This is a genomic window from Methanobrevibacter sp. UBA212 (assembly GCF_905233225.1).
GTDB lineage: Archaea > Methanobacteriota > Methanobacteria > Methanobacteriales > Methanobacteriaceae > Methanocatella.
The window spans coordinates 78,760-92,904 of record NZ_CAJODJ010000018.1; the positions used below are offsets into that span (position 1 = coordinate 78,760).

Here is a 14,145-nt window from a genome sequence, read left to right on the forward strand (position 1 = left end):
TTAAAATGGTTAACTTTAATAATATTTTACCTATTGATGGAGATCAAAGAGCAGGATTTGAAGAGTTTATTTGTCAATTAGCTAGAAAAGAAAAAAATCCTAAATTTATAGAATTCACTCGTTTAGGAAATCCTGATGGGGGATTAGAGTGTTATTGGCAATTAGATGATGATTCGATTGTAGGTTGGCAAGCTAAATATTTCATGACAGCTTTTGGCACTAGTCAATGGAATCAGATTGAAAAATCAATTGAAGATGCAGTAAATAATTTTAAAAAATTTAATCTTAAAAAAATTATAGTTGCAGTTCCAACTGATGCTCCTTTTAAGATGAATAAAACCCTGAAAGATAAAATTAAAAAATGGAAAGAATTTGAAAATGCTAGGGATGATTTAGAAATAGAATTTTGGGGTGAATCTGAAATTATTGAACGTATCAGCACTCCTGAAATGGAGGGTTTTAAATCATTTTGGTTTGGTGAATTAGAACTGCCAAGTCATTGGTTTAAAGAACAAGCCGAAAATACAATTTTAAGTTTTAAAAATAAATATAATCCTGATTTAAGTATTAAAACAGGTAATGAAAAATATTTTAATTCATTATCAAGAAACGAATCATTCAGGCAATATTTTTTCAATGAAATCAATCAATATTTATATTCTTTGCGAGATTATTCTTGGAGCTGTAATGATAAAATAAATAGATTAAATCTCGAAGAATTAAATAATCTAAATTTCAATTCAAATTTTGAAACAAATATGGAAGAGATTAAACAGATTTTATTAAACTTTGAAGAAAGATATTTTCAAATGGATAAGTTAGATATTGTTAAAATTAACCGCCATATAGAAAATATATCCAATCTCAGTTTAAATTTAGAAAAAATAATAGATTCATTACAGGATAATGCTAAAAAAGATGATGAAAAATTACTGAAAAATTTATATTTTTCTAATATTCGTTTTAAAAACTCTTTAAATCAATTTAAAACTTTTTTAGAATCAGAAGAAGTAAATGTTATTAATAATCCATTTATCATATTTAATGGGGATGCAGGTATTGGAAAAACATTTTTATTTGTACAAACATTAGATGAAAAAATTAAAAATAATGAAAATTGTATTTTACTTTTCGGCCATCAATTTTCAAACAATCAAAATCCTAGAATCACAATCATGGATGAATTAGATTTAAGGAATTTTAACTTCGAAAATTTTCTAGATGCATTAGAATGCAAAGCTCAAATTCAAAAAAGCCGCATTTTAATATTAATCGATGCTTTAAATGAAAGTCAAAGCATAAATTTATGGAATAATTATTTAACTCAAATTTTAAATTCAATATCTAAACGAAAATGGATTGGTTGTGCATTATCAATTAGAAAAGAATACTTTGATGATTTGGAACTTCATGAAAAGTTTAATGAAATAGTTTCTAATGTTACATTAGAAGGATTTAAGTACAATACCCAAGAAGTTATTTTAAAATATTTTGATTATTATAATTTACCTGTAAATAATAGTCAGTTATTTCGCCACGAATTTTACAATCCTCTTTTTTTGAAATTATATTGTGAAACAATTTCAAATGATAGAACAATTAAAGATTTAAATGGATTGATAAACTTATTTGAAGCATATTTTAAATCGATAAACAAGAATTTATCAAGTATTTATAATTACCCTAATGAAATAAACTTAGTGAAAAAGTCATTATTAAAATTAATTGAAAAAGGAATATATGGCGGATTAAAATTTGAAGAGGCATATGATATTGTATTTAATTTCTTAAAAGATTATAATTTCGCAACTAATTTTTTAAATTCACTAATTGATGAAGGTTTATTAATCAGATTAAAGTGGAGGAATCTTGAGGGTGTTTATATCACTTTTCAATTGCTTGCTGATTATTTAAATGTGGAATATTTATTAAATAATAAAAATTTGGAAGAATTTTGCAGTTTATTCAGTAAATATCCGGAAAGTGGAGTAATTCTACATCCGGATATTGAATTTTCAGATGAAGAAATTTTAAACATGCTTTCAATTTATATTCCTGAGAAATTTGGAAAGGAATTCTATTCAATAATTCCCGAAAACCTAAAAGAAGATTATAATATTATTGAATCTTTTGTTTATAGTTTAAAATGGAGATGTTATTCAATAAATGATAATATTTTGGATTATATTAAAAATAATGTTTTAAAGTATCATGGGACTGCTGATGATTTTTTAAAAACTTTAATATATCTAGCTCCAATTGAAAATCATTTATTGAATGCAGAGTTCACTCATAAATTTTTATTCAATATGAGTTTGCCCGATAGGGATTACTTATGGACAATATTTATTAATAAAGACTATATGGAATCTGATGATTTGGAAACTATCGTGAAATTTTGTTTCACAAATAGTTTTACAAATTACAGTGATAATTCAGTCAAATTATATTCAATTATATTGTCATGGTTTTTAACAAGTTCCCATAGGAAATTAAGAGATTATTCGACAAAAGCATTAGTTTATATTTTGAAGAATAGAATTGATGTCTTGATTGAAATTCTAAAACAATTTGAAAATGTCAATGATCCTTATGTTTATGAAAGATTGTTTGCAGTTGCATATGGTTGTACTTTATTAAATACAAACAATTCAAATCTTGATAGGTTAGCTATTTATGTTTATGAAGTAATTTTCAATGTTGAAGGGGAAATTTATCCAAATATTTTACTTAGAGATTATGCTAAAAATACAATAGAGTATATTTTGAATTTAATGGATATTCCTGAAATTAATTTAGATAAAATAAAACCTCCTTATTTCCAAGAGAATTTTCCAGAAATTCCATCTGATGATGAAATAAGATTGTTAAAGGATGAACATAAAGCTATCAGAAAAATCTTTTTTTCAATGGGTGTTGAACATGATAATGAAGGGAATTTTTATGGATTAGGTGATTTTGGTAAATATGTGTTTCAATCAAATTTAGCTATTTGGAAAGATCAATTAAACGAAGATGATATTTCATATTATGATTTAATGAAATTAGCTTTAAAAAGAATTTTTGAATTAGGTTATGATGCAAGATTGCATGGTGATTTTGATACATTTATTAGGTTTCAAAATCGTGACAAAGCAGTTGTTGAAAGAATTGGTAAAAAATATCAATGGATTGTCCTTAATGAAATTTTAGCTAAAGTCTCTGATAAATATGAACAAATTGATCGAAATCACTTTGGCAATGATGATAAAATAGATTTCGATGGGGCTTGGCAATTATTTATTAGAGATATTGACCCAACTATTTTAAATTTGGATGGTAATCTAGAAATCGAAAATCCTTTTATTAATTTATATGATGTTGCTAATTTTGATAAAGAAGATTATATGTTAACCATAGATGATTTACCTAATCCTATAAATTTTATTGAAACAGCATATGATTTTGGGGATTCAAACTTAAATGCTTTAATTTTAGAAGGATATTTTAATTGGAAAGAAGCATTACCGTTACTAAAAGACAAATATCAATTCCCAGATAAAGATGTTAGTCTTCAAATTAAATGTTTATTAATTCCTAGAAATAAATCTAAAAAAATTATAGATTATTTTAAATATTGTAGGATTGAGTGGAAATTAATACCGGAATCTTATGATTTACATAATATTTTTAACAAAGAAATTCCAAATTCATCACCTTTTAATTGGTTGTATGAAAATGATTATGATGAGGATAGAATAATAAGACCTTTGAATTTAAAAGTCGAATTTCCAGTGATAAATTCTAGCGCAATGGAATGGGATTCAATAAATAATAATCATTACTTAAAAGTAAATAAAAAGCTATTTAATTATTTTAATTTATACTATAAGGATTTTGATAGTTTTATTTACCATGAAAATGATGTTGTTGGATTTGATTTTTCTGAAATAGATAATACTGGATCTTTATTAATGTTTGATAAAGAATTATTGCAGAGTTATGCTAATGAAAATAATCTAGATATAGTATTCATGGTTTTAGGGAACAAAAGATATTCTCATGATGAGTTTAATAAATTTTTAGATTTTTCAGGAATTTATTACTATAAAGATTCTAAACTTGAAGGAAAATTAAATATTTTTAAAAAAATAAGTTTTAAAGAATTATCTGCATCTATAGTAGGAGTAATAAATGAAATAGAAACTGAAGAAGGTGATGCTAAATATTATTTTGATATAAATAATGATATTATATATCAAGTTTTCACCATAGAGGCTACTGAAAACATTTCTAAATTTTCATTTGAAATTTTTAAAAAGAATGTCAAAATTAATGAGTTAAAATTAGATATTGGTTATATCAATAAAATAACCAATGTCATCAATGAAGAATTTGATGAAGAATATGGAATATCCCATAATACAGGTTATATTTTTATTTCAAATAAAAATGACACATTTTATGTAATTGCAATTTCTACTTCAAAATTTAAAGTAAATAAAAATTTAAGGGGCAATTTATATAAAAATCATGCTAAGTATTTGATAAATAGCCTAAAAATATATCCGAAACATGTTCCTTTTAAGTTAGATAATTTAATGAAAGCTATTGAAATGTCAAAAGAAAAATTTAATTTGTAATTAATACTGGCAGTCTAATTATATATTATATATTACTATCCACTAAAACCTAAACTCCTTAAATGATTTCAAAAGTATCTGGGAGAGGTATTCTCCAGATATGTATTATTTTTTACCTTCCAGTCGTTTAATGGACTTAATCAGGTTATCAAAATCAGATTCATAGTTTCTATCCTGATCTATTCTGAATTCCTTATACTCATTAATCGCATGTGTCTTGGCTTCAACAGCTGAAACTTTACCTTTTCCTTCAAGTAGTGGCAGTTGGCTTAATTCAAGATATCCGTAAAGCAATGTTTTCCAGTCTTTCATGAATGTTGGCTTTTGGGAATTTGCCCTTGTTTCTGCCAAGGTCAAAAAACCGTCAACCAGGGTATTCAGTGAATCCAATTCAACTTCATTTAAGTAGTTTTTTGATATTACCACATCTGCCTGCAGGATTTTTCCATGAGGTGCATCTTCCCATGTTGTCAGTCCCATGTTAACTTTAGTTTTGTCGCTTCGGGATTTTATGATTTCAGCGGCGGTCTGGCCGGTTATTGCAAAGAGTAGCATGTTCTGTACTGTGGCAAAGAAGTCTTTTGTTTCGTCGGCATCCAGATTGTAGTCGGCGCTTGTTGCATATAAATCAGTGATTTTCTGATTGAATCTTCTCTCTGATGCACGTATTTCACGGATTCTTGAAAGCAAATGGTCAAAGTAATCTTTCCCGAATCTTGAGCCTTTTTTTAATAATTCATCATCCAGTGCAAAACCTTTTACAATATACTCCTTAAGCACGCTTGTCGCCCATCTGCGAAAGTGTGTTGCCTGTTTGCTGTTTACGCGATAGCCCACTGAGATAATGGCATCCAGGTTGTATAATATTGGTTGTGTCTTCGCATCGGGATTTATAATAACGATTCCACTATTAGTGGAATCGTTCGGATTGAAGGTAACTTCTGATTTTACCAACTCTCCGGACTCAAAAATATTAGTTAAATGTTTGCTTATGGTTTTGATATTTTTACCGAACAATTCTGCCATGGTTTTTTGTGTAGTCCACATTGTGTCATTTTCAGAATCAATAATTACCTTTATGGCCACTGCTCCGTCTTCACTGGTATACAATAATGTTTTTACAATTTCATTATTCATATTCAAGCTCCTGAGTCTAATTGATATAATAATAAGTAGGTTTATAATGTATATAAAGAATTAGAGAGAGCATTTGAAAAGTAAGATTTTTGTATATACTAAGCTAGTTTGCTACAATTTTCGCTCTTAGGCGATATTACTAAAACCTAAACTCCTTAAAGAATTTCAGAAGTGTCACCGGATTGGTGTTTTCCAGATTGTAAAAGGCATGATACTTTTTATGGCACCAGTGACAGAGGGTTATTCCGTTATCCAAATCCAGTCTAAGAGGTATGAAATTCTTAAACGAGAAAACGTGGTGAGCCTCCAGATGCTGGCCGGCTCCGCACAAGACACAGCATTTATTATCCCGTTCTTTTACATCCTTAACCCAGTCCTTATACTCTTTGGTGTTTCTCACTTCGTCAATGTTTTTGCTTTTTTCAATGTCAATCCATTCATCTTCTGTTGTCATGGTAATCCTCACTTTAAAAATAAGGGTAGCTATTTATACTAAAAGGCCAAAAAAGTAGTATTGTAAAATAATTGCATTAGTTATTTTACAGATCTTATTTAATTTCAAAATATTGGATAGGTTATAATAGTTCTACCTCATTATAATTTTTCCAAAAAAATCTTCATTCAATCACTTGATTGAAAAAGGTTGTATCTGAGAGATTATATCAATCTCTCAGATTTTACCAATAATAATTACTTTTTGATTTTTGCTTTAAACTTTCAAATTCATGTTTTAAGTTCATGTTTTTTATTTTACTTTAAAGAGTTTTTGCTGATTTGAATGGTTTTGTGTTTTAGGTTGTTTTTGCTGATTTAGGTGATTGTAACCTTTTGGTTACCTTGATTTTTTTAGGGTGATTTCTGGCTGATTTTAAAGAATGGCTTAAAAAATTGGAAAGGTTGTTAATTGGGTGATTTTATCTTTAAACTAGTGGATTTAGCGTCTTTAGTTGATTTTAGTTAATTGAAAAAAATATTCCAATCTAAGTTGTGTTAAACGAGTGGATAATCCAATTATTTTTTTAGAATTATTGTGCAATACCAGTGAACTTGATTTTTTAAAATGGCATTTAAATTAGCTTATTTGAATTGTTTAACCTTTAAATAAGTAGTTAAGAATTTTTTGAACTTATAATTTCTTTAAGATGTTTTAAAAATTTTTGTTATCCTTTTTGCAAGAAATTTATTGGGTTTTGATGATTTTGCAAATTTTAATAAAATCAAGCATGATTGAGTAATGGGAAAGTATATATTAATAATTAGATATAATTATATTATATAGTATGGATGTTAAAGTAATCTGTACTAATTAGTGCTTTAAGTTCATTTAAGTTTATTTTAGTAAAAAATAACTGCTTAAAGCTAATTTCATTTAATTCAAGTGGAGTTAAATTTAAGCTTAAAAATCTGATAGATTGATATAATCTCTCAGAATTTAAAGAGTGGATTTGGCTTCTTTTTGGATAAAATGATATTTTTTGCAAATTTTTAGAAAAAAATTTGTATTTAAAAAATCCATTATGGAGGTTAAATAATGTCAAGAAAATATTTAAGTATATTTCTATTGATGGTTGTTATGATTTGTTGCGTTAGTGCAGCTAGTGCAACAGATGTAGATAACATAACTGTACCAGATGATACTAATATCATCACTGATGATATAGTGGAATCTGTAGACGATGTAGAAAGTGATGATGTTTCTGGATCTGAGGATGTGGAAACTGATGATAGTGTTGATGATACTCAAATAAATGATGGTAGTAAAATTGTTGAAGAACCTACAAGAAATCATACAATCACAATTCAAGTAAATGATTATGACTATGAGAATTATTTTGATGATTATACTGGGGATTTACTTGTTAATGGTGTTGATTTGAAATTCAATGGAAACTTTAATTCATTAAATTTTGATTATTTTATTATTGATGATGCTATGGATATTGATGCAACTAATGCTACATTTCAAGATGTTGGTTTTGATTTAACTGTAGGAAATATAACTTTAACTGGCGGTACATTTACAACAACTGCAACAACTACTCTAAGTCATGTCATTGATATTTCTGCAGGAGATGTTGGAGTAAATAATGTGATAATGGAGTTAAATGCTCCTAATAGTACAGAATTTGTAGCTATCAATGTTGATGGTGATGCAAATGCAAAAATAGTAAACAATACAATAACTTATACTTGTAATTATACAAATGCTAATGTAATAAATTATGTAGTTAGAGTTAAAAACAGTCAAAATGCATTGATTACAGGCAATAAAATAACTGCATATTTACCTTTAAAAGATGTAAAATATTATGATGGTGATACTCCTATGGATTGGGACAGAGTTGCTGCTGTAGGAATTGAAAATTCAAATGGATTTAATTTATCATATAATGATATCAAAGTAAATGTAACCTGCTTTAGTGGAGGTTATCCTACTTTGGATTCTGTAATTGTATTGGACTCTGAAAATGCATACATTGGTCACAATAATGTAACTGAAATTGATAATGTAACTCAAGTAGGTAGTGCAAACTACTTATATGCAATTGATGTTTACAGATGTGACAATTTAAAGATTGACAATAATACTATCAAATTAAGAAGTATGGGTGGAACAATTATAAATGGTACTAACAATGGTACTAGTACTGCATATGGTATCCAGTCAACTGGAGGTCATAGTATTACAATCATGAATAATGATATTAATACAAAAAATAATGGACCTAATGCTGGTATATATTCACAAAATTATGGTGGAGTTACTAATTTAACTATTTTAAATAATACAATTTATGTTGAAGGTAATGCTGGTTTCCATCAATGGTCATTAGTTACTGGTATGGAACTTCAAGACGATTATGGATATATTGCTGGAAACAAAATAAAAGTATACAATAAGCAAGGATATGTTAATGGTTCTAATGCTTATGGAATTAGTTTCTCACAATGGGGTCTTAGAAATCCTATATTTAACATTACAAATAATTGTGTTAACCTAATTAATGGAGATTATGCAGTGTATATACAAAGCTCAGAACCTACTACTTATGTTACTAATAATTGTTTAACTTCAACTAATTATATTGGGGATAATGCAGTTCTTCATGTCAGTGATGTAACAATTTCTGGTAATCATGGTTGTAATTGTACAAACTGTCCAGTTCATCCTTAACAATGCTGAAATCATATTATAAACAAATTAAAAAATTATGAAAAGAAAAAATTCTTAAATTTAATTCATAAGTGATCTAAATGAAACATAAATATTTAATTACTTTATTATTAATTGTTTCAATTTTTTTATCAATTAATGTGATTTCAGCTACTAATGTTGATTTAAATGAGTCTAGTGACTTATTAAATGCTGAGACTGATGTTGTTTTGGATGATATTTCTGAATCTAATATTGATTCTGAAGTTTCTATGTCTGATGAGTCACAAATATTAGAATCTGATTCTAATACAACTGAAGTCTGGGTAAATCAGAATGTTTCTTCAAGTGGTGATGGATCTAAAGAAAATCCATTTTCTAATCTTCAAGATGCGCATGATAAAATTATTAATAACTCTGCTAAAAATGCAATAATTAATATTGCTGATGGGGAATATCAAATTCCATGTAAAATAAAAGCTACTAGTTCAGACCCTGATTTTGCGTTTACAGATATTAATTTAACAGTTAATGGATTGGGAGATAATGTCATTTTATCTGCTGACGATAGACCCTCTAGAACTTTTCATATTAATACTGGTTCAAATTTGACTATAAATAATATTATTTTTAATATTTCTTGTGTTAAATGGGATGTTGTATATGGGTTTGATAGAAACACCAATAAGGCTGTATCATTAACAAATAGCATTATTAGTGTTAATAACTGTACTTTTACATTTAAAAATAAGTATGTTGGATTAGTTAGAAATGAATATAATATTAATTATGTTGGTTGTATTTTCGTTAATGCTAAAGATAAGTTATTTACTAGTTCAAAAGGTACAGCAGGATTATGTAATTTTGAAAATTGCATATTGGTAAATTCAACTTTTTCAGATTCCACTAAGTTCATAAGTGATGATGGAAAAATAACTGTTAATGGAATTTGGTTAGGTACAAATACACTTCCTAACATGGATACTACCTGCCTAGAAAAATATGCAATATTTACAGTTTCTGAAAATTATTTAGATGGTAATCAGTATGAGATTGTTGGTAGATTGACTTGGAATGGTACTAATAGTAGCGAAGGTATGGAAAACTTCCCACCAATGACAGTAACTTTAACATCAACTACCGGAGAAATACAAAATGCTACATTAACAAATGGTATTTTCAAAGCTAATTATACCAGTAGTTCTTCTGAACATAAAATCACTGCTAAATTAGATTCTGAAGAAATTAATTTAACATTTACTAACTTAGATTTAGGTTTAGATGCTCCAACTATTAGCTTTGGGGATAAACAAAATATCACTATAACTTTCCCACAACTTATTAATGGTACTGTTACAGTTAATGTTAATGGTAAAAAATATTCTGCTGAAGTTAATGATTCTAATTCAATCACTGTCCCTATTACTGAGGAATTAACTATTGGAAATCATGAAGTAAATGTAACATTTATTGATAAAACAAATCATATTTATGGATTTAACACAACTACAATAACAATATCTAAAGTAAAAGATTATACTTTTAATATTAGTGAAATTACTGATGTTAAAGTTGGAGATATTAAAGAAATAACTATTTCTTTACCAAATGATGCAGAAGGCCAAGTTATTATTTCTATTGGTAATACTAATAAATTTACTGAAACAGTCAATGGAAACACTACCAATGTTAATATTACTGGATTTAGCCTAGGTGAAAACATAATTAACATTACATATTCAGGTAATGATAAATATGAACCTAACACAAAAATCATTAAGGTGGCTGCTGTAAAAGAAACAACTCTCACAACAACTGATGTGACTACTATGTATAATGTTGCTAAAGAGTTAGTTGTTACTTTAACTTCTAATGGTGAAGTTTTAGTTAATAAAACTGTTAATGTTGTTGTTGGCACTATCAATAATAATTTAACTACTAATGCTAGTGGTCAAGTTAGTATTGATGTTTCTACTTTAGCACCTAATACTTATGTTGCAAATATTGCTTTTGCTGGTGATGATTTATATCTTAAATCTAGCACTACTGCAAATGTAGTTATAAACAAAATTGATTCTTTAATAAAGGCTACTACTGTAACTACCACTTATAATGTTGCTAAAAATTTAGTTGTTAGTTTAACTGCTAATGGTAAAGCATTAGCAAACCAAAAAGTAACAGTTAAAGTTGGAACAATTTCTAAAACTTTAACTACCAATGCTAAAGGACAAGTTTCAGTTGATGTTTCAAAATTAACTCCAAAAACTTACACAGCAACATTCACTTATGCAGGAGATGGCATCAACACTAAATCATCAAACACTGCAAAAGTAGTGGTAAACAAAGCAAAACCAAAAATAACTGCTAAAAAAGCCACTTTTAAAGCAAAAACAAAAACCAAAAAATACAGTATTGTTTTAAAAGACAACAAAGGAAAAACAATTAAAAAAGCTAAAGTTACCTTAAAAGTTAAAGGCAAAACCTACAAAGCAACAACAAATGCAAAAGGTAAAGCAACCTTTAAAATAACAAAATTAACTAAAAAAGGTAAAAACACAGCTACAATTAAATTTGGTGGAAATAACTACTTTAAATCCATAAGTAAAAAAGTAAATATTGTTGTTAAATAGAGAGATTAACTCTCTATTATTTTTTTTTAATTTGTTAAATAATAATATGATTCTTGTTAAGGAGGTTTGATTTATTACTTATTATCTATTGATTAAAATGAAAATTAAGTCTTTATTAATAATATTTTTAATATTTTATGTAATTATATCTTGTAGTTTAGTTTTTGCAAATGATAATATTACAAACAATATTAGTTCTGAAAACATTATAAATCAACAACAAATAGTTGTTGATGACAAATATGATGATTCATTATTTGATGAAAAAAATTCTCAAGAAGAAGAGGTATTAGATTGTAATGATTCAATCGAAATATATGTTGGTATGAATAAAACAAGTGATGGTGGAAATGGATCATATAATAATCCATATGCTACATTAGATTTAGCATGCAAAAATGTAAATGGTGAAAATAAAGCAACAATTAATATATTTAATGGAACTTATTATTTAGGTTCTTTATTAAAATTCAATACAAGTAATTTATTTATTAATGGAATTAATGGTGATGTGATTATTAGAAATGAAAAAGATAATTGGTGGGATCAACAAGCATTTTCACTACAATCTCCTACTTCTAATTTCACAATGAAAAATATCATTTTTAATTCGTCAGTTACTGCTGAGGGAGGCCAATTCACTCCATTTATAGGAACAGCAGATTATGGAACATACATCAATTGCACGTTCAAAGCAACATCATGTACAAAATTATATGGCAGTAAAGAGTTCAATTCACGGTTTATTAATTGTATTATTAGAGATTTTGAAAATCAGTTATTTCGAAATAGTTTGGATGGGTCTAAATTTGTTTATTTTGAGAATTGCATTTTTCTAAATTCAAAAGTGTCTTACTTAACACAAACCATGAACAATAATAAGAATATTTCTATAAATGGTGTATGGTTTGGTGAAAATAAAATAGCTGAATATGTTCGAAATATTGGAACATTTATTGATGGTAATTATGTAAAGAGGGATATTCCAATAATTAAATATGCAATATTCTCTGTTTATGAAAATTATTTAGGTGATAATCAGTATGAGATTGTTGGTAGGTTGACTTGGAATGGTACTAATAGTAGTGAAGGAATGGAAAATTTCCCACCAATGACAGTAACCATAACATCAACTACGGGAAGAATCCAATCAACAGTTACTTTAATAAATGGTAGTTTTAAAGCCAATTATACTAGCAATTCATTAAATGACATAATCGTTTTCCAATTAGATTACCAAAAGATTAAATTAAACTTCAACACTGTTGATATTCAAACTGAACCTGTAAATATTTATTATGGTGATAATCAAAATGTCATTCTCAAATTCAACAAACTAGTATCAGGATTTCTTAATATTACAGTTAATAATAAAACTTATGATAAAATAAAAGTGGATAATACTGATTTGTTTGTTTATACTATCAAAGATATTTTAACTGAAGGAATATATCCTATTCAAATTGTTTTATACAATAATGAGAATACAGTTCATGGTTTAGGTTCATCTATGTTGATTGTATCTAAAGTATTAGATTATGATTTTATACCAATTATTCCATCTGATGCTAAAGTTGGAGTTAATAAAATTAGTTTTGAAATGCCTTATGATGCAACAGGAATTATTACAATATTTTTAGGTGAAAAAAATTTCACAATTGATGTTTCAAATACAACTGAAATTTTAATTGATGGATTTGTAGAAGGCAAAAATCTTATTAAAATAATTTATTCTAATGATAATAAGTATGTTAATCAATCAGTTGAAAGAATTATAACCGCTGAGAAATTTGAAGTTAATTTGGAGAATAATTTAATTTTCACACCTCCATCAGGCAATAGTGTTGGAAGTTTTATATTTAATTTACCAACTGATGTAGAGGGTAATTTAACAGTAAATGTTAATGGAAAAAATTATACTCAAACATTAGTTGATGGTAAAGTTAGTATTAATATTGATGATTTACCTTCAGGTAGCTATGAAGCAATTATTTATTATTCAGGAAACTGTAAATTCTATCCTAGCATGATAAATGAATCATTTCTTATTCCAAAACCTATTTTATCTGCACAGGATGTATCAATACAATACACTAGTAGTAAAATGTATATTGTAAAAGTTACTCGTGGGGGAAAACCAATCACTGGTAAAACTGTTACAATTAATGTTAATGGTGGAATAAAAATTGTTAAAACGGATAATAATGGTTATGCAAGTGTAAAAATTAACTTACCTCCAAAATCCAAAGCATATACTATTTCTGCAAATTATCTTGGTGTAATAATTAAAAATAAGATTACTGTTAAAAGTATTGTTGTTGCTAAAAATTTAAATGTTAAAAAAACTGCTAAAAAACTTAAAATTAAAGTCACTTTAAAAAAAGTAGATAACAAATACTTAAAAGGAAAACAAGTCTCATTAAAATTCAATGGAAAAACATACAAAGCAAAGACAAATAAAAAAGGAGTAGCAACATTCACAATTAAAAATAAGGTCATTAAAAAATTGAAAGTTGGAAAAAAATACACCTACAAAGTAACTTATTTAAAAGAAACTTCAAGCAAAAAAATTACAGTTAAAAAATAGAGATTAAATTCTCTA

Annotated in this window: 6 protein-coding genes; 4 read left to right on the top strand and 2 right to left on the bottom strand. The window is 26.9% G+C overall.

Annotated features, from left to right (window positions below):
* Window positions 1-5: 5 nt before the first annotated feature.
* Complete coding sequence (locus QZ138_RS06350; protein WP_292887613.1) at window positions 6-4,622, top strand: hypothetical protein; 4,617 nt, start codon at window positions 6-8, stop codon at window positions 4,620-4,622.
* A gap of 105 nt (window positions 4,623-4,727) precedes the next feature.
* Here QZ138_RS06350 and rhuM read toward each other — a convergent pair whose 3' ends face one another.
* Both rhuM and QZ138_RS06360 read right to left on the bottom strand, forming a co-directional pair.
* Window positions 4,728-5,759 carry a RhuM family protein gene (rhuM, locus tag QZ138_RS06355; protein ID WP_292887616.1) on the bottom strand — a complete coding sequence of 344 codons (1,032 nt, stop codon included), beginning with the start codon at window positions 5,757-5,759 and terminating at the stop codon, window positions 4,728-4,730.
* 139 nt (window positions 5,760-5,898) lie between these two features.
* Window positions 5,899-6,213: an HNH endonuclease gene (locus tag QZ138_RS06360; protein WP_292887619.1), complete on the bottom strand. Its 315-nt coding sequence runs from the start codon at window positions 6,211-6,213 to the stop codon at window positions 5,899-5,901.
* Window positions 6,214-7,290: 1,077 nt separating this feature from the next.
* On the opposite strand from QZ138_RS06360, the gene QZ138_RS06365 reads away from it, so the two are divergent.
* From QZ138_RS06365 to QZ138_RS06375, 3 genes are all read left to right on the top strand, one after another.
* A complete protein-coding gene (locus tag QZ138_RS06365; protein WP_292887622.1) occupies window positions 7,291-8,934 on the top strand; it encodes a hypothetical protein in 1,644 nt (547 codons plus the stop codon).
* Window positions 8,935-9,014: 80 nt separating this feature from the next.
* A complete protein-coding gene (locus tag QZ138_RS06370) occupies window positions 9,015-11,543 on the top strand; it encodes an Ig-like domain-containing protein (protein WP_292887624.1) in 2,529 nt (842 codons plus the stop codon).
* Between the two features lie 97 nt (window positions 11,544-11,640).
* Window positions 11,641-14,130 (top strand): hypothetical protein, encoded by a 2,490-nt coding sequence (locus QZ138_RS06375; protein WP_292887627.1) that lies wholly within the window; start codon window positions 11,641-11,643, stop codon window positions 14,128-14,130.
* The last annotated feature ends 15 nt before the right edge of the window (window positions 14,131-14,145 follow it).

What these genes read in the sequence shown, in the direction of transcription:
- QZ138_RS06375 (WP_292887627.1), top strand. Translation starts at nt 11,641, where the DNA reads ATGAAAATTAAGTCTTTATTAATAATATTTTTAATATTTTATGTAATT.
- rhuM (WP_292887616.1), bottom strand. Translation starts at nt 5,759, where the DNA reads ATGAATAATGAAATTGTAAAAACATTATTGTATACCAGTGAAGACGGA.
- QZ138_RS06350 (WP_292887613.1), top strand. Translation starts at nt 6, where the DNA reads ATGGTTAACTTTAATAATATTTTACCTATTGATGGAGATCAAAGAGCA.
- QZ138_RS06360 (WP_292887619.1), bottom strand. Translation starts at nt 6,213, where the DNA reads ATGACAACAGAAGATGAATGGATTGACATTGAAAAAAGCAAAAACATT.
- QZ138_RS06365 (WP_292887622.1), top strand. Translation starts at nt 7,291, where the DNA reads ATGTCAAGAAAATATTTAAGTATATTTCTATTGATGGTTGTTATGATT.
- QZ138_RS06370 (WP_292887624.1), top strand. Translation starts at nt 9,015, where the DNA reads ATGAAACATAAATATTTAATTACTTTATTATTAATTGTTTCAATTTTT.